General features: G+C 40.4%; 14 protein-coding genes. 2 read left to right on the top strand and 12 right to left on the bottom strand.

Features of this window, described 5'->3' with window-relative positions:
• Window positions 1–151 precede the first annotated feature (151 nt).
• Genes CWC11_RS05325 through CWC11_RS05310 form a run of 4 tightly spaced genes read right to left on the bottom strand, consistent with a single transcriptional unit; the run spans window position 152 to window position 6,927 of the window.
• The gene (locus CWC11_RS05325; protein ID WP_138681833.1) at window positions 152–1,180 is read right to left on the bottom strand and encodes a zinc-binding dehydrogenase; all 1,029 of its coding nucleotides are present in this window, start codon (window positions 1,178–1,180) and stop codon (window positions 152–154) included.
• 10 nt (window positions 1,181–1,190) lie between these two features.
• The gene (locus CWC11_RS05320) at window positions 1,191–2,603 is read right to left on the bottom strand and encodes a TolC family protein (RefSeq protein WP_138681832.1); all 1,413 of its coding nucleotides are present in this window, start codon (window positions 2,601–2,603) and stop codon (window positions 1,191–1,193) included.
• Window positions 2,596–5,748 carry an efflux RND transporter permease subunit gene (locus CWC11_RS05315; protein ID WP_138681831.1) on the bottom strand — a complete coding sequence of 1,051 codons (3,153 nt, stop codon included), beginning with the start codon at window positions 5,746–5,748 and terminating at the stop codon, window positions 2,596–2,598. Before CWC11_RS05315 ends, CWC11_RS05320 begins: the two co-directional genes overlap by 8 nt.
• 9 nt (window positions 5,749–5,757) lie before the next feature.
• On the bottom strand, window positions 5,758–6,927 hold the full coding sequence (locus CWC11_RS05310) for an efflux RND transporter periplasmic adaptor subunit (RefSeq protein ID WP_138681830.1): 1,170 nt from the start codon (window positions 6,925–6,927) through the stop codon (window positions 5,758–5,760).
• A 119-nt stretch (window positions 6,928–7,046) separates the two neighbouring features.
• Here CWC11_RS05310 and CWC11_RS05305 point away from each other — a divergent pair, with 119 nt between their 5' ends.
• Entirely contained in the window at window positions 7,047–7,985 is a 939-nt protein-coding gene (locus CWC11_RS05305; RefSeq protein WP_138681829.1) for a LysR family transcriptional regulator, read from the top strand.
• A gap of 8 nt (window positions 7,986–7,993) precedes the next feature.
• Here CWC11_RS05305 and CWC11_RS05300 read toward each other — a convergent pair whose 3' ends face one another.
• The 7 genes from CWC11_RS05300 to CWC11_RS05270 form a co-directional block, all read right to left on the bottom strand.
• Entirely contained in the window at window positions 7,994–9,031 is a 1,038-nt protein-coding gene (locus CWC11_RS05300; protein WP_171038395.1) for a GGDEF domain-containing protein, read from the bottom strand.
• A gap of 157 nt (window positions 9,032–9,188) precedes the next feature.
• Window positions 9,189–10,160, bottom strand: coding sequence for a GTP 3',8-cyclase MoaA (gene moaA / locus CWC11_RS05295; RefSeq protein WP_138681828.1), 972 nt, complete (start codon window positions 10,158–10,160; stop codon window positions 9,189–9,191).
• 163 nt (window positions 10,161–10,323) lie between these two features.
• Window positions 10,324–12,615 carry a xanthine dehydrogenase family protein molybdopterin-binding subunit gene (locus CWC11_RS05290; protein WP_138681827.1) on the bottom strand — a complete coding sequence of 764 codons (2,292 nt, stop codon included), beginning with the start codon at window positions 12,613–12,615 and terminating at the stop codon, window positions 10,324–10,326.
• Window positions 12,616–12,627: 12 nt separating this feature from the next.
• Window positions 12,628–13,116 carry a (2Fe-2S)-binding protein gene (locus CWC11_RS05285; protein ID WP_138681826.1) on the bottom strand — a complete coding sequence of 163 codons (489 nt, stop codon included), beginning with the start codon at window positions 13,114–13,116 and terminating at the stop codon, window positions 12,628–12,630.
• 78 nt (window positions 13,117–13,194) lie between these two features.
• Window positions 13,195–13,791 carry a nucleotidyltransferase family protein gene (locus CWC11_RS05280; protein ID WP_138681825.1) on the bottom strand — a complete coding sequence of 199 codons (597 nt, stop codon included), beginning with the start codon at window positions 13,789–13,791 and terminating at the stop codon, window positions 13,195–13,197.
• A 2-nt stretch (window positions 13,792–13,793) separates the two neighbouring features.
• Window positions 13,794–14,813, bottom strand: coding sequence for an XdhC family protein (locus tag CWC11_RS05275; protein ID WP_138681824.1), 1,020 nt, complete (start codon window positions 14,811–14,813; stop codon window positions 13,794–13,796).
• 74 nt (window positions 14,814–14,887) lie between these two features.
• Window positions 14,888–15,751, bottom strand: a complete 864-nt coding sequence (locus CWC11_RS05270; RefSeq protein ID WP_138681823.1) for a DUF6279 family lipoprotein — start codon at window positions 15,749–15,751, stop codon at window positions 14,888–14,890.
• Window positions 15,752–16,340: 589 nt separating this feature from the next.
• Here CWC11_RS05270 and CWC11_RS05265 point away from each other — a divergent pair.
• Window positions 16,341–17,066, top strand: a complete 726-nt coding sequence (locus CWC11_RS05265) for a tetratricopeptide repeat protein (protein WP_058549813.1) — start codon at window positions 16,341–16,343, stop codon at window positions 17,064–17,066.
• A 68-nt stretch (window positions 17,067–17,134) separates the two neighbouring features.
• Here the strand turns inward: CWC11_RS05265 and CWC11_RS05260 are convergent, their stop codons facing one another.
• Window positions 17,135–18,553, bottom strand: a complete 1,419-nt coding sequence (locus CWC11_RS05260) for a coniferyl aldehyde dehydrogenase (RefSeq protein WP_138681822.1) — start codon at window positions 18,551–18,553, stop codon at window positions 17,135–17,137.
• Between the last annotated feature and the right edge of the window lie 61 nt (window positions 18,554–18,614).

Genomic DNA, 18,614 nt, shown 5'->3' with positions numbered 1-18,614 from the left:
AAAAAGGCTTACACTTGTACTCTGAAATATATTTTTTTTGCGAGATTGGTGAATAAAAACACGAAATAAGGGGGAAGGTCCCTAAACTTTTTAAAGGCATAAAAAAACGCAGCCAATTATGGCTGCGTTTGTCGTTAACTTTTTAGGTTTGTTATCGGGCAACTTTAACAATTTGCTTGCCGGTAAAACCACCAGCCAGTTGTTTATTAAGCGCTTGCGAAACAGATTCGGCGCTAAAATCTACAGGTGTTATGTCTGGGTGTTTAATATCGCTATTAACCGCCCCTTCGAGTAACAAATTGCCCATAAAACTTAAGCGTTGCTGCGCACACAAACTGTTTGCAAGCCATGCTCCACCAATTGATACCACGCTAATATTAGGCGCTCGATGATACATTAAGTCTTGATCAAAATTAGGTAGCGGATTTAAACAAGCAATTCGTCCACAAAAGCGCATAAGCTCTATGTTACGAAGAGTTGTGTCCCCACCAATAGTATCAATAACTGCGTCAAAGCCTTGCGGGCCGAGTTCGCGGCGTATTTTTTCACACAACTTTTTGTCGTTGTAATCAAAGACAGCGTCAGCCCCTAGTTGCTTAACCATTTTATGATTACGCTTTGATGCGGTTACAAACACATCTGCCCCGCGCTGCTTAGCGTATTGAATCGCAAATTGGCCTACAGCCCCTGAGCCACCTTCAATTAAAACAGTATCACCTTCACTAATATTAATTTTATCCAAACTTATTAGTGCAGCCATACCCGCACACGGCAAAGTGGCTGCAATAGCTGGATTTAACGCATCTGGCACAACCGACACTGCAAAGTTAGCTACTTTTGTGTATTCACTTAGCGCACCTTGCTCTCCAATATTGGCGTGCCACATTACGCGTTCGCCAACATTAGGAAATACACCTTTTTTAGCTTTAACTACAACACCTACAGCGTCTAGGCCTAAAACATGTGGGTATTGCCATTTACAAAAGCCGGTTTTAGCAAAATAACCGTCAACTGGGTTTAAACCAACGTACTCTACTTTTACTAGTAGCTCGTTGTCTGCACAGTCTGGAACAGGCATCTCAACATCAGCTAAGTTAATTGCTTCATTTGGCTCTGGCAGTACAATAGCGCGCATAGTTTGCGGGATATCGTAGTTATCTAAATTATCAGTTTTTGGCATCAATATAACTCTACTTATTAGTGTCGTTTAACGCATAACTCCATTGGCCATTAAATGACTGGTAGGCATTTACTTTAGCAAGCAGTGAAGTAATTGTTGTTTCAACAGCATTTTCTTGCGCTATTAAAACATCCTGACGCGCATCTAACAACTCAAGATAAGGAATTTGACCTTCTTCGTACATTGCCTCGGCTTGTAAAAATGCTTTATTAGCAAAGTCATAGCGCTCATCTGCAAAACGTTTTTGCTGCGCCTGATTAACCAACATCTGTAGCGATAGTTCACTTTCACTTAACGTATTTAGTACTACCTGCTGGTAATCACTGTAAGCCGCTTCACTTAAAAATTGCTGTGCGTCGCGCTGTGCTAATAAAGCTGGGTAACTTAATAGCGACCATTGCAACTGCGGTGCTACTTGCCACTGTTGGTCGGTATTTTTTAAGCCCGTGCTGTCTATACTCACAACACCAGCAAATGCTGATAAGCTGATATCTGGTAACAGCGCTTTGCTTGCTGCAACACTTAAACTATTTGCTTGGCTAAAATCAAATAATGCACGGCTAATGTCTGGGCGTAAGGCAATGGCATTATTAGCATTTTTTAGTGCTACGCTAAAGTCACGTTCAAGCACGCCTTGCTCGTTTTCAATAGCAATGTCTTGCGCTAACTTACCACTTAGTACTGCAAGAGCAGATAAATCGCTGTATTTTGCATACTCAATGGCAGGCATAAGTGCTTGTTGTTGCCTAAGCTGCGCCATAGTTCGATTTAAATCAAGCTCGTTTGCTACACCTTCGTCAACACGTGCTTGAAGTACATCAATACTTTGCTCAAGGGCTTCTATTTGCATTGCGATGATTTGCTGTTTTTCAACATTGCCCTGATAGCTTACAAAGCCTTTAACAACTGACGAAACAACTTCAATTTGCAATAAGCGTACTTGCTCTGCTTGGCTCATGGCCGATGCATTTGCAGCATCAACCAAGGCTGTTATTCGACCAAACAAATCTAGCTGCCAATCAAGTGCAACGTTTGCACTTGATTGACGGTCATAAACGCTTGGTGCATCGCTTCGGGCTGCGCCTACATCTACACCACCTTGCGGCAGGTACTGGGCTTTTTGCTCACCTAACCGTGCTAATGCGCTTTTAAGCGTTAACTGGCTTGTTTGCAAATTATAGTTATTTGCAAGCGCACCTGTAACAAGTTCATTTAACTGATCAGAATTAAGCTTTGTCCACCAATTTGTTTCATCAGCAACACTCACGTTACTAGCAATATTAGCTTTAGCGACAAAATCGTTAACCGCTTTTTGCTCGCTAACGGTGTCTATTTTACTCGCACACCCTGCTAAAAACGAAGCCACTAAAACCGCACTGACTGTTAGGCTAGTTTTAAACCTTTTTTGCATCAATTTAGTCATGAGCATTCTCCTGCGCTTTATCTTTTTTGCTCGTTACTAGCATGTAAAATACCGGCGTAAATAATAAACCAAATACGGTTACACCTATCATGCCTGAGAATACTGCGTTACCCATAGCGTGACGCATTTCAGCGCCTGCACCTGTAGCAAGTACTAACGGTACAACACCTGCTGTAAAAGCAATTGAGGTCATTAATATCGGGCGCAAACGCATACGACATGCTTCAAGTATTGCCTCTAGATGCGTTAATCCTGAATCGTGTCTGTCTTTTGCAAACTCAACCATTAATATCGCGTTTTTAGAGGCTAAGGCCACCAGAACTATTAACGCTATTTGGGTGAATATGTTGTTGTCAGAGCCAACAAACCACACACCTAATAAAGCAGAGAAAATAGTCATCGGTACAATTAATATAATCGCAAGTGGTAAACGTAAGCTCTCGTACTGTGCTGCAAGCACCATAAATACAAGCAATACAACTAACGGGAATACATAAACCATCGTATTACCTGCAAGTACTTGTTGGTACGTTACTTCAGTCCATTCGTACTCAATACCTGATGGCAGTGTGTCTGCGAGTACTTTTTCAATAGCTAACTGTGCTTGGTCAGAGCTATAACCCGGTGCAGGGCTACCATTAAGCTCGGCACTTGGGTAACCGTTGTAATGCATAACACGGTCAGGGCCAATGGTTGGTGTTACCGTTAATACAGAGCCTAATGGCACCATATGGCCTGCACGGTTACGTACTTTTAAGTTAAGTATTTGCTCAGGGTCTTTGCGGTAATCAGCATCAGCTTGCGCATTTACTTGGTACGTACGGCCAAACATATTAAAGTCGTTTACATACACAGATCCTAAGTAAACTTGCAGTGCGTCAAATACTTCATCAAGTGGAATACCTTGAATAAGTGCTTGTTCGCGGTCAATGTCTATATCCATTTGTGGCACTTGAATTCTAAAGCTTGAGTAAAGGCCCATTAATGCAGGGTCTTGCTGCGCCTTACCAATAACCGTTTGCAGGCTATTAAATAGTGCTTCAAACCCTTTATTTGCTCTGTCTTCAATTTGCAGTTTAAAACCACCTGTTGTACCGAGGCCTTGAATTGGCGGTGGCGGAAATACAGCAACAAAGGCTTCATCAATTGCAGCAAAACGCTGGTTTAGCTGTGCCGCAATTGCCATTGCAGACTTACTTGGATCGGTACGTTCATCAAAGCTTTCAAGTGGCGTAAATACAATGCCGCTATTAGGGCTATTTGTAAAACCGTTAACCGATAAGCCTGGGAACGCAACAGTATGTGCAACGCCTGGTACCTCTAATGCAATTTGTTGCATTTGGGCTAGTACATCTTCGGTACGATCAAGGCTTGCCGCATCTGGTAACTGTGCAATTGCAACTAAATATTGCTTATCTTGCTGTGGAATAAAGCCACCTGGTACCGTATCAAATAATTTAATTGTGCCGCCAACCAGTGCGATATAAGCAACCATCACAATAACAGTCATACGAATAAGCTTTTGTACTAGTTTTTCGTACCCTTTAGCACCACGATTAAATACACGGTTAAATGGTTCAAACAACCAACGGCCAAACAATTTATTAAGTAAACGAGTAAACGCATCTGGTTTTGCATCGTGCGACTTTAATAACAATGCAGCAAGCGCTGGCGATAACGTGAGTGAGTTAAACGCAGAGATAATAGTCGAAATTGTGATTGTAAGCGCAAATTGCTTATAAAACTGACCAGACAACCCGGTAATAAACGCCGTAGGAATAAACACCGCACTTAATACTAAAGCAATAGCAATAATTGGGCCTGTAACTTCACTCATTGCAACACGTGTTGCTTCAAGTGGCGATAAGCCGTTTTCAATATTACGTTCTACGTTTTCAACAACAACTATCGCATCATCTACCACTATACCTATGGCCAATACTAAGCCAAATAACGACAAGGTATTAATTGATACGCCTAACCACTGCATAACTGCAAAAGTACCAATCAGTGAAATAGGCACAGCAATTAGCGGGATGATAGATGCACGCCATGTTTGTAAAAATACAATTACAACAATAACTACCAGTACAATTGCTTCAAGCAATGTGGCTATTACCGCATCAATTGAACCACGAACAAACACGGTTGGATCGTACACAATGTCGTATTCAACACCGGTAGGGAAATCTTTTGATAAGCGCGCCATTGTTTCGCGCACTTGATCAGAAAGCTCAATAGCGTTTGAACCTGGGCGCTGAAATATTGGCATTGCGAGTGCTGGTTGGTTATCAAGTTCAGCCCGAAGTGCATACGTATCTTCACCTAAATCAACACGGGCTACATCAGATAAACGTGTTAACTGGCCTTGCTCACCTACTTTAATAATAACGTTTTCAAATTCTTCAATACTGTTTAAACGTCCTTTAACGTTTAAGAGTATTTGAAATTGGCTATCGTTTGAAATTGGCTGCGCACCTAAGCTACCCGCTGCAACTTGTTGGTTTTGCGAGCGAAGCGCTGCAACTACATCTGTTGCTGTAAGTTCACGTGCAGCAAGCGCATCTGGGTTCAGCCATACGCGCATTGAGTATTTGCCACCACCAAATAAACGAATATCACCTACGCCTGGTAAGCGTGCAATTTCATCTTTAATGTTTAAATCGGCATAGTTAGATAAATACGCGGTGTCGTGCGTTTTTTCAGGCGAGTATAAGTGCACCACCATGGTTAAATCGGGTGATGATTTTTCGGCTACTACGCCTAAACGTTGTACTTCTTCTGGCAAACGTGGCAATGCACTGTTTACACGGTTTTGTACTTGAACCTGTGCACGATCTAAATCGGTACCTAAAGCAAATGTTACCGTTAGTGTCATGCGTCCATCGCTTGTACCTTGCGAAAACATATACAACATGTTCTCAGTACCGTTAATTTCTTGCTCCAGTGGTGTTGCCACTGTTTGCGCGATAACGGTTGGGTTTGCACCTGGGTAACTTGCAGTCACAACCACTGTAGGAGGAACTACTTCTGGGTATTCACTCACTGGTAGTTGGAATAGTGAAATACCACCAGCAATTAAAATAACCAACGACAGCATGGCCGCAAATATTGGGCGCTGTATAAAGAAATGCGAGAATTTCATCAATAAACCTTATTGCTTAGCCACAAGTTGTGCGTTGTCGTTTGACAATGTAAATGCAACACCGCTTGTATCAATTGTTACTGTTTGTGGAGAGATTGGCATACCTGGGCCTACACGTGCTGGGCCGTTTACTGCAATTACGTCACCCTCGCTAAGGCCCGATGTAACCGCACGCAAAGCACCGTATCGTTCACCTACAGTAATGAGTTTGTATTCAAGTACGTTGTTTTCGCCAACCGTTAATACAAAACGATTTTTTAAATCGGTACCAATAGCACGCTCAGGAATAATTACTTTTTCACTCACTTCATTAGCCGCTAACTTAATGCGTGCAAACGAGCCTGCCCGTAGTTGATTGCTATCTTCATTAAATACCGCACGCACGCGTAAAGTACCTGTTGATGAGTTAATTTGGTTATCAATAAAGTTAATGTAGCCTTTGTATGCAAAGTCAGTTTGACCTACTTTTTGCATTACAACTGTTTGGCGACTCGCAGCTGTCACTTCATTAAATGAGCTATTCCAGGTACGCTCATCAACATCAAAATAAGCATACATAGCTTGGTTTGACACAATTGACGTTAATACGCTTTGACCCGCGAGCACATTATTACCTTTAGTAATATTTGCGCGCGAGATAATGCCATTAATTGGAGAAACAACAGACGTAAACTCTAAATCAAGCTCTGCTGATGTAAGCTGTGCTTTTAATGCTAAAAGCTGAGCTTCGCGCTGGCGAAGTGTTGATGTGCGTGCTTGTGCCTGTTCAGTAGAAATAGCTTTTCGCTCTAATAAGCGTACTGCGCGTTTGTCTTCGCTTTTAGCTTGTTCAAGCGCAGCTTCAGCGCTTTCTATTTGTGCTTTTAAGCTTGCAACAACGGCTGCAAATGGGCGAGCATCTAGTTGAAATAAAACATCACCTTCTTTTACCGCGTCGCCTTCTTTAAATTCAATACTATCGATAATGCCTGATACACGCGGCATTAAAGCAACTTCTTGTGGAGACTCTAAACGCGTTGTGTATGTGTGCCAGCTTTGTACTGGCTTAACAAGCACCTGTGCTACATCAATCGGTTGAAGTTGCTGTGCGGGTGCTGATTGAGCTGTGCTCTCATCAGCACAACCTGCAAGTGTTAATGATGCCGCAGTAAGTGCAGCAGCAATTAGATGTTTGTTCATGAAGACGCTCCATTGTTGATTAGCCTTGCATAATACGGATTAAGCTTGTGTACAAAAACCATAGATTTTTAAATTCATTAATGCCAAAATGGCATCAATAGAATATTCAGGGTGTAACAATGGATACAACAAGCCGGCTTTTAATGCTGCTCGAAGTCGTTGAACAAGGCTCTTTTGCAAAAGCTGCAGAAATTCGCAACATTGACCGCTCTGTTATATCTAAGCAAATTAGTCGCTTAGAAGATGAGTTAGGGGTAAGGCTGTTAAACCGCACCACCCGCTCGTTTTCGTTAACCGCGGCAGGCGCCGAAATGATCAAAAAAGCCCGCGAACTAAGAGAGTTACTTGGTGAAACCGTACGTATGGCCGAAAACTACCATTTAGAGCCACGTGGGGTGTTAAAAATCACCTCATCAACGCTTATTGGCAGACGTTATTTACAGCCTGTGCTTAACGATTTTCAAAAGCGCTTTCCGCAAGTTGAAGTTGAACTTCGTTTAGACGACAGGTTAGTTGATATTGTTTCTGAAGGGTTTGATTTAGCCTTTAGAGTGGGTGAGCCAAAAGATTCCTCGCTTATTGCCCGTAAAATTGCACGTAACCGCTTGCTAATATTAGCCGCACCAGAGTTTATAGAAACTTACGGCATGCCTAAAACCATGGAAGATTTAGCCCAATTACCTGCTGCAAGTTATGCTAGTAACTCTATTAGGGTTGAAGGGATTGATTACTTTAATAGTAAGGGTGAGCAGTGCGAGCAAAAAATAAAAAGTGTGTTTAGAGCAAACGATGCCGAAGCATTATTGATGAAGACCCTATCTGGTACCACTTACTTTGTAGCGCCGGCATTTATTATTGGTGATGAAATAACACAAGGAAAGCTAGTGCCCATACTCACTGATGTAAAGCTAATGGAATTTAGTGCTATGTACGCGGTCTATCCACATCGTGATTTACCCGTAAGAACGCGTTTATTTTTTGATGCAGTTCGTGAGCATTTAGGAAAAGACAAACCAATTTGGGAAAATGGTATTCCGAACTTTGAACAAATGTACTAAAAATAAAGCTAAGCGGTTAATTCATCCAGCGCGGGCTCTTTTTTAAACTTACAATACACTTTATTACGCCCGTAGCGCTTAGCTTTATAAAGTTGTTTATCTGCTTGATTAACAAGCTCTTCGAGCGAATTACTACTTCTGAACTTGGCAACCCCAATACTGGCGGTAATGTTAATATTTAAACCATCAATATCAAATTGTTTTCTTTCAACATCTGCTCTTATTTTTTCAGCCGCGTTAAGCGCTTCGTCTTCATGTGGGAAAGAGCAAAATAAAGCAAACTCTTCACCGCCAACTCTAAATACATACCCCTTACCCAGCGTCACTCTTAGTAAAGTAGCTACCTCAACCAATACCTGATCGCCCACAGCATGGCCGTGTTTATCATTTACTTGCTTAAAAAAATCTAAGTCGAGTAAAAGCACGTAGAGTTGCGACTTGTCTTGAAGCTCAACTTCAAAATAATGGTTCATAGAAAGTCGGTTACCCGCGCCTGTTAGCGGGTCTAGTAATGCTAAATTTTTTAGGCGCCTAGAAAAGTGTGCCCTGCTCCCTTCAAAAACATGGGAGATAGCCCAAATACTTAAATAAGCACACATTAAATTTAAAGATAAATTGAAAGTGGTAAACGGGCTAAGGCTCGATTTAGTCCCCAAAATATAAGATTGTATAACGAGCAAGCTAGCAGATAAAACAACCCCGTATTGCTTACCTAACAATAAGTAAAACAAAATAGGTAATGCGAACGACCATACAAATACCCCATTATATGGTGTAGCAAGCGCAGTCGCTACAATAACAATGAGCGTTATAAGTCCGCACATTACTATAGACTGCCAAAATCTTAATGGGCGACGTAAGAGTGATATATAGGTGAAAAAACAATAAATTGAAAAGAAGACTTCGATATAACCCAGTAACGCAAAATTGTTGACTGTTAAGTTAAAGACCGCAAATGCAAACGACAAAAAACCAAAGCAAAGACACATCCAACTAAGAACGTTCTTTCTTAATGATTTAGTACTATTAAGAGCTGCGATATCCATTCAATTAACTTAATAACAAACAAAAAATAATTGTAACCTGAAAAAACAAATTAACAAGCTTTGAAGAAATAAAACCTTGTTAATACAAGGTATTATTTACATTACCGGGACAGCTTAACTACTTTAGGTACACAACTGCCGCTTTTTTAGCTAAATACTAACCACCCAACATAGATAAGTTTGTGGTTATACCTGTGTTGCCTTGATGTAGCAGGTGGGTTGGTTTTTTAGTTTTAATATAGCGTGAAAGTAAGGCCATTAACTCACTATTTGAATTATCGCTCATGTACTCTCTTAACGAAATACCCTCTTCAGAAAACAAACACAGATGCAAATTACCTTTAGCTGTTACTCTTAATCTGTTACATGTACTACAAAAATCATTGCTGTAGGGCATGATCAAACCAATTCGCCCTTGGTAATCTGGGTGGGCAAACTCTTGAGCGGGACCTGCAGAAGCACTTCGTGCAACTTGCTGCCAGCCACTTTGTAATAGTTTCTCTTTTAAAGACTGACCTGAGACATGGTTAGCATCAAAAAATGTTTTATTATCGCTTGTTTGCATAAGCTCTATAAAGCGAATGGTTACCGGACGATGTTTAATCCAATTTAAAAATGTTTCAAATTCTTGGCCATTGTATTGCTTCATAAGCACACTATTTATTTTTACTGACTCAATACCGGTTTCAAGTGCGGTATCTATACCCTTCATAACAGATGCAAATTTATCGTGGCCGGTAATTGTATTAAACATACGCGAATCTAGCGTATCAATACTGACATTAATTGCATTTAAGCCCGCATCAACCCAGTTATGAATATTTTTATGAAGAGAGAAACCATTCGTTGTCGCAGCTATTTTTTTTATACCGCTGGTATCTTTTGCAGCACGAATAACATCTATGAAGTCTTTACGAAGTGTGGGTTCACCCCCGGTGATACGCACTTTCTCAATACCGTGATGTGCAAAGGCGCTAAGCGTATTACTAATTTCATTAACGCTTAAAAATCCGCGGTCATTACCGCCTTGGTAACCATCGGGTAAACAATAAACACATTTAAAATTACACACGTCTGTAATAGATAAACGTAAATAACTAAATTCTCGCCCTGTAGGGTCGATTAGCATAAACAAACCTTAACTTATACCAACAGGTAAAACACTTGCCGTACCTATTGATACATAATAATTGCATAACAATATGATGTATTACCAATCCGTAGTAAATCTTAACAATACGGATTGATATAATAACTAAGGGGCAACAAACTAGCCCCTTATTTATATTTACTTAGGCTTTTAAACCTTTCATAACTTCGCTAGGCTTCATAGGTAAATCACGTAAACGCACGCCTACAGCGTTAAATATTGCATTCCCTATTGCAGGCGCAACACCTATAACCCCTGGCTCACCTAAACCAACTGGAAACTCATCACTTTGTAAAAACTCGATGTCCATATCTGGCACATCTTGCATTCTAAGTGGTAAATAAGTATTGAAGTTAATTGCCGATACTTGCCCATCTTTATACGTATTTGACTCATGTAATGCAAGGCTACTGCCCCACAATAACGAACCTTCCACCTGTGCTAATGCACCATCTGGATGAACAATTAGTCCCGCATCCACTACAACGTATAGTTTTTTAAGGGTTATTTTGCCGCTTTCACGATTAACATGAACATGCGCTGCGGTTGCAAGCCATGCTGGCATTGTACGTTCCTGACCAGAACTGACAGAAAAACCGATACCTTCATCTTCACCAAGCTTAACAGCGGCGACTTTGGCTGATACTTTTTGAAGCACATTTCGTAAGCGTAGCGCGCCGCCCACACTTTCAGGCGCTTTACCTGCTTGCTTACCTTTACCATCTAGCATGTCAATTCTAAATTGAACCGGATCTTTGCCCTGCTTATGGGCTATTTCATCAATAAAAGACTCCAGACTCCACGCAATCCAACCAGGCCCAACTGAGCGCAGCCAACCCGGTGTAAATGTACTTTGTGCTATTTCGTTATTAATGGCACGTGCGCGGTGGCTATTCATGCTATACCAATGATCCGAGCCCGATGCTGAAAATGCATCAAATTTACCATTGCCATCAACCCCTGGAGATAAAAACCCAGGTGCCATTGCTTTAGTAGGCCAGCCTGCAGCAAATGCATGTTCTAAACCAGTAAAGTTACCATTTTTATCAAACGATGCTGTCATTTTTGCAGCTGACGCAGAGCGAGACTGATCGAACAAGCTATCGTCTGCTCGGGTAAATACAAGCTTTACGGGTTTTCCAACGGCTTTTGCAGTGAGTGCAGCAGGGACGGTCCAATCACCAAATAAACGACGGCCAAAACCACCGCCTAAGTAGTAAGGACGTATGATGACTTTCTCTTGGGCTACTTCAAGCGCTTTTGCAATGGCTGGTAATGTAAGTGATTGCCACTGGTTACCGGTATGAATAATCCATTGCCCGTCTTTGTATTCAGCCAGCGCATTAAGCGGCTCTAGCTGGTAATGACTTGCCGTAGCCGTGGTGTACATCGACTCTAATGATTCATTGGCATTGGCTTGCGTATTTTTAATATCGCCTTCATCAACAAATAATGTGCCTGAGTCACTTTGCTCACATAATCGTTTGCCTTCATTTTGAATATCGGCTTCGGTTACATTCGCGGTTTTACCCTTTTTATAGGTCACTTTTAGTGCATCTACCGCTTTTATTGCGCTTGGGTAGTTATCTGCTAATACAACAACCCAGCCTTGAACGGTTTCGCTAGGATCGTTTAAAATTTCAAAGCCTTTATAGCCTTTAATCGTTTTAGCTGTCGTATCGTCAACATTAGTGACTGTGCTGCCATAACGCGTTGGTGGAATAACAGGTCGAGCGTACAGCATGCCCTCTACTTCTACGTCAATGCCGTAAACGGCTGTACCATTTGTTTTAGCAGGTATATCAAGCGCTTTAAAGTCTTGCTTTAGCCCAGTTAAATGACGCTTATTAGCCGATTTTAGTGGTAGCTTTGCCACTTCTTCACTACTAAAAGTACGGTTAAACTCGCCTTTTTTAACAATGTCAGCGTAACTTAGAGATTTATCACCGCAAATAATGTGACCTTTTTCAGCATGGCATTTACCCGGCGGTACACCCAACATAGCAGCCCCTGCATCTATTAATGCAATTCTGCCCGCAGCGCCCGCTTGCGATAACGGCTTAAAGCTTTGAAATACCGACCATGAACCACCCGTTACCATGTAACCCCATTTTTCGTGAGTGTCTACATAAGTAATTGATACTTTATCCCAATCGCACTCTAGCTCATCAGCTACAATACGTGCCAATGCAGTACCAATATGTTGACCCATTTCCGCTTTAGCAATACTGACTTCTACTGCGCCATCGCTGCTCATAGTCCACCAAATTGTTGGTGAAAAAGCTTGCTGTGTAATTGACTCTTTTGCACTTAACGAGCCTGAAAATAGAGCGGGTGCAAATGCCATCACCAAACCTGCGCTGGCAGTACCAATCATAAACGAGCGACGATTTAAATTAACGGTTTCGCTATTTTTTTGAAATAATTTTTTCATTACAGGCTCCAGTTAAGCGTCTTGGGCATTTGGATCAAAAATGTTTACAACACTTTGTGACTCATCGGCAGCGCGTTTAATAGCCGTTTTAATGCGTTTGTATGCCATGCAACGACAGTAGTTACCATTCATATGATTAACTATTTCTTCTTCCGTTGGGTTTGGGTTAGCAGCAAGTAATGTAGCAGCTTGCATTATTTGCCCAGACTGACAATATCCACACTGTGGTACTTGCTCTTCAACCCATGTTTTTTGAAGAGGGTGTTTGTTATTAAGCCCTTCAATTGTGGTAATGTTTTTACCCGCAATTGCGCCAATTGGTAGTACGCATGAACGTGTTGCTTGCCCATCTAAATGCACAGTACACGCACCACACATTGCAATACCACAACCAAACTTTGTACCTTTTAACCCAATTTCATCACGAATAACCCATAACAATGGTGTATCTTCACTTGCGTGTGATTCAACCACCTTGCCATTAATTGTAAACGTCACCATAGCTTGCCCCTTGATTAATACCCAAGATTTTAAAAAACCTTGATTAAAACTTATATAATTTAATTACTTATCGTGTACTTATAATTCATGCTTAGCTAAAAAATCACTTAGTTGTTCTTGCGTATCAATGTCTAATTTTGCATGACTTATATTAATTGTATTTACGATTTCGTTTTTACTGCGCAGTAAGTGTTGCGCCCCCTTATCTGAAGTTAAGCTTGCAAGCTTGGATAAATCAACAGCTGGGAATATAGCAGGTACACCTAAGCGTTCGCCGTAATCTGCGCACCAGCGCGAAGGTGTATGAGTAAACCCTTTAACTAACTCATGTACTTGCTGCGTTTGTAATTCCACCTGATCGCCCAGCATAAACAAAAAACCATCGTAGGTGTTTAGCTTAGAGACAGCCTCAGTTGCCGTTGCAATGCTCCCCCCTAACCCTTTATCCCATTGTTTGTTTTCAATAAGCTGAACATTTGTATAACCATAAAGTGCCTGTTCAATTTCCTGATGCCAAGCGCCTGTTACTACGTAAACAACCGAATCATCAAGTGCTTGAAGCGTTTTAACCGCTCGCTCAATCATGGTTTGCCCAAATCCCACATTGGCAATTAATTTACAGCCGTTAAAACGTGATGATTGCCCAGCAGCCAAAATCACTTTTGCAATTAGCAAACCTAATGCCCCCAATTACTTAACGATTGCGCATTTTTATTACTAAGCACCGCATGTATTTCACTTATTAACGAAAGCGCAATGCTCTCGGGCGAATCTCCGCCTAAATTTAACCCCACAGGGCCAAATACTGGTGCGTGTACATTTTTAATAGTCGTATTTGCATGTTGTAGAACTTGCTCTCGCCTGTGTGCTGGGCCTAGTAAACCAATATATTTAAAAGGTAAACTTACAAACTGTGCAAGTACGCTGGCATCTAATTCAACACTATGGGCCATTAAAATGACGGCATCTACTTTGTGTTTTTCACAATACGTTTTTAATTCACTAGATGAGCAGCGTAAAATAGCATCAGCATTTTTAAAGTATTCCCTTTTGGCATTAGCAGCTCGCGTATCCCATACGCTCACACTCCAGCCAAGCTGCTTTGCTAACGCATAAACAGGGACTGCGTCAGCACCGCCTCCTACTATTAACAAATGAGGTGGCGGATATATTGAGGTTTGAAGCCAAGTGGCATGATTGATCTCAACTAATTTAGCTTTTCGGTTCATCGATAAGTCGTGTTGCTCATCATTTTGTGTAAACACACCTCTACCTTGGGGTAAAACTGGGGTAACTTGTTGAGAGTATTGACCGGGCTTATTGTCACTTAATGCTTTAAATACATGATCTAATTGTAAATAATCATTATTCTTATGAATAGGCTGCAATAATATGTGTACAATACCACCGCAACCTATACCAAGTTGAAATGTTAAATCGTCCTCATCGGTTGCATCATAACTAATTGTTTTACTGGTTAAAGTGCCCATTACTTGTTTGGCATGGCGCTGAATATCTGCCTCTAAGCAACCACCTGAGAGCATTCCTAATCGCTGCCCTAAACTCGATATAAGCATCATAGCGCCTAGTTTTCTGTAACTAGAGCCTTCTATTTTGTATAAAGTAGCTAACACCCATTCCTGAGTATCTTTTTGAGCATGCCAAGTATTTAGAATGCTTTTTAAATCAGTAACCATATATTGCCTTTACTAAAACGTCTTCTGCGGCTAACAAACTAACAAAACAGTCAATAAATAACCGATTCAGTAACTTAGCTTTGTATTATATCGTTTAACGTATCAATTAACTCATCAAATTGATCATTTACGCTTTGGCGTTGCTTATCGCTGAGTGTCGTATTTAATTGGTACAATAAATTAATATATAAATTGAGGTTTTCTTCATTTGTTTTAAGTAGCGTTTCGCTCATGTAGCGCTCGCGTTCTTTTATTACTGTACTTAACTGAGCTATTAACTCGTTTTGCGTTAAGTTTTTGTTTTTAAATATCTCAATAGCTACATTTAAACGGTTTTGTTTATACTCTAACCACAGTGATTTGGAGTCTTTGTGCTGCTCGTTAGCTGTAATTATTAGTGCTTTTTGATCATTCGTTAGTTCATCTACCCATTTTTCATAATATTCGATTTGCTCTTCTAAACGATCGTTTTTACGCTCAAGCGGTGTTTGTTCGTTAAACTCCTCGCGCTCTTCATCTATTTGTTTTTGAATATTACTTAGTAGCTCATCGCGTTGCTCACTTGATAAGGTTGCCCCGAGTTCAGCTAAAGGCATGTGCGCGTATTCGAGGAGATTTTGCCAATGCTTTTTGGCAAAAACCACCTGTTTTTTTAACTGCTCGGTGCTTAGCGTGCTGTTAAAAAGTGCCTTAATGTTTTGAATATCTTGTTTGTAGGCAGGCAGCTGCGTACTTCTGTGCCAGGCTTGGGTCGTATTAATGATCTGTTTAAGCTGCTTATTTTGAGTTTTATTTAAATCAATATAATCATCCACCCAAAATGACGAAAGCCAGCTCAAGTTGTTGTAAGTAAATGAAGCTGAACAACTACACAAAAATACCATGCTGATAGCAAAGCATGCATTTATTACTTTTTTAGTTTTAAGATTATTAAGCATCACTTTCCTTATTTTAAATTTTATAATTCCGAAAACTTTATTTGATAATAATTATCATTTAAATATTGACTTGTTTGTTAATCTAACTAATAATCATTACCAGAAACAAAACGTACCGACCTCAGTGCCCATGGAAGAGTATTCAGCAAGGATGCTGACACATTAAACAAGAACGTGCCGCTTAGTGTTATTACTTACTCAAATGAAGTAATAGCATAAAAAAATCACATCTACTTGCTACATTGCTCATATTAGTGACGGTTAATATGACTCCAAAAAGCCCTAACGGGCTTTTTTTATTCCTTTAAATTTTCTGTAAAATCTGTATCTTACACATCTAAAGCCAATATGCTTAGCTTAATATATAAGTGTTTACAGAGCTGTGTTTTATCCACGTTACCTTAAAAGCGCTCACCTTGCGTTTTTATTAAAGCAGGCGTAAAACATAATTCTAGGCACTCATTTTTGCATTTATAAACAGTAAACGATTTAATCATCATTGTATGCACTGAGTATTAAACGTTTATAATGCGTAAATAGCGCAAAAATTTAATACCTATCGTAACTATTAATAATTGGAGACATTGTTATGTCACAGTTTAATTTAAAAGCACTTGTTCTTGCAGGCGTTTTACTTGCCAGCCCTTTTGCTAATGCAACGTTAGAGGATGGCATTAGAGCCGCTAACGAAGGTGAATTTGCAGTCGCCCTAAAAGAATTTGAATACCTTGCGGATAAAGGCTTTGCTCCAGGGATTTACGAGCTAGGCAAACTGTACGAAGGAGGATACGGTGTAACACGCGATTACTACAAAGCAGCATCGCTTTATCAACAAGGTGTTAAAAAGAACCATCCTGACTCTATGTTTGCTCTTGCTGTTTTATACGACGAGGGTAAAGGCGTAAAGCTTGATCATCAAATGGCTGTAAGCCTATTTGAAAAGGCCGCTAAAAAGAACTTGCCTGCTGCTCAGTTTAATTTAGGCGTAATGTACTCAAACGGCGTAGGCGTTACACGTGATTATAAGCAAGCCCGTACGTGGTACGAAAAAGCCGCCGCTAATAATTACTCACTAGCACAATTTAACTTGGCACTTATGTATTTTGAAGGCTTAGGTATGCCAAAAGATTTAGAAAAATCTTATATTTGGAACACCATTGCAGAGTACAACGGTAACATGGAAGCAAGCCATAGCCGTAAACTCGATGAGCGTAAAATGCTACCTAAAGAAATAGAAGAAGCTAAAGAAAAAGCCGACGCAATTTATGCAAAAATTCAGGCCGGCACCTATGCTGGTGAAGGTCGTTTGTTTTAGTTTACTATCTAACGATTAAAATTATAAAGGCTGGGTTACTCATGTAATTCAGCCTTTTTAATTTAAAACTATTTTATGTAAAGCCACTTTAATAATTTAATAATGAGCTTGCTTTGTTTGAGTAATAAACCAATACGCGGGTTAAATGAGCCCGATACTAATGTATTTTTAGCGTGGCTAAACGTTAAAAACCCTTCAATACCATGATAATGCCCCATGCCTGAATGCCCTACTCCACCAAAAGGTACATCGTCTGCGGTTACTTGTACTAAAGTATCGTTAACGGCAACGGTGCCGCTAATTGTTTGTTTCATAATATACTCTTGAGCGTTTTTGTCTTGGCCTAAAATATAAAGCGCTAATGGGTGATGATTTTCCTTAATATAATCAATAGCGCTATCAAGCGTCTCGTAGCTCATTATTGGTAGTATTGGACCAAATAACTCCTCTTGCATAAGCTGCATTTCGTCAGTCACTTGAGTCACTAAATGCAGACCCATTCGATGTTTTTGCTCATCTTGCTGATTTTGTTCAAGTGGCTTAATAATGTTTGCACCAAGCTCTTGTGCTTGCTCTAAATAACTTGATAACCGTTTATAGTGTGCATCACTAATAATTGAGGTTAAGTTTTTACCTTCAACACCGTCTTTAAAATGCTTTTTGTAGAGTTCGCACAGCTGCTGAATAAGTTGATGCTCAAGCGCTTTTGGTACAAATACGTAATCAGGGGCTACACATATTTGCCCAGCGTTAGCCATTTTTCCAAATAATAAAGCTTGAGCGGCTTTTTTAATATCTGCATTTTGCGTAATGATGACTGGCGATTTACCTCCAAGCTCTAGCGTTACAGGTGTTAAATTACGACTAGCAGAAGCCATAACTAACTTGCCGACACTTGTTGAGCCCGTAAACAAAATATGGGCAAAAGGGAGCGCCGAAAATTGCGCCGCAACATCACTACCGCCTTGTATTATTTTACAGTGCGCTTGCATGTCGTCTTTAAATATTTTTTCGATTACAGCATTGGTGTGCGGTGTAAATTCACTAAGTTTTAGCATCACTTTATTACCTGCCGCTATGGCTGTAAGCACGGGCACTAACGCTAACTGAATTGGGTAGTTCCATGGGGCAATAATACCCACCACACCTTTTGGCTGATAATTAACACTTACTTTTGAAGGCCATAAACTTAAACCCACTGAACGATTACTGGCCTTAGCCCATTTAGGCAGCTTTTTTATTATGTGCGCAAGTGTTTGCACTGTAGGTAATATATCGCCTAGTAAAGTGTCGAACGCGGTTCTGTAGCCAAAATCTTTTGAGGCTGCATCTACCAGCTCTTGCTCTAGGCTAACAATACGCACACGCAATTTTTTTAATAAAACAATACGTTTATCAATTGCTAAATAGGGCGTGTTTTTAAAGTTCTTTTGTAATTCATCAAATTGGGAAATGAGGGGCAGTGTGTCAGATGTGTCGGTGCTCAAAATAGATTACTCAATTTTTAAAGTTACAAAGGACTATAACCTTGTTCTGTTTTTCGAGCAA

Source organism: Pseudoalteromonas sp. S3178 (assembly GCF_005886985.1).
Taxonomy (GTDB): Bacteria; Pseudomonadota; Gammaproteobacteria; order Enterobacterales; family Alteromonadaceae; genus Pseudoalteromonas; species Pseudoalteromonas carrageenovora.
The sequence above is the reverse complement of the archived record's forward strand: the minus strand, read 5'-3'. Positions and strand labels throughout refer to the sequence as shown.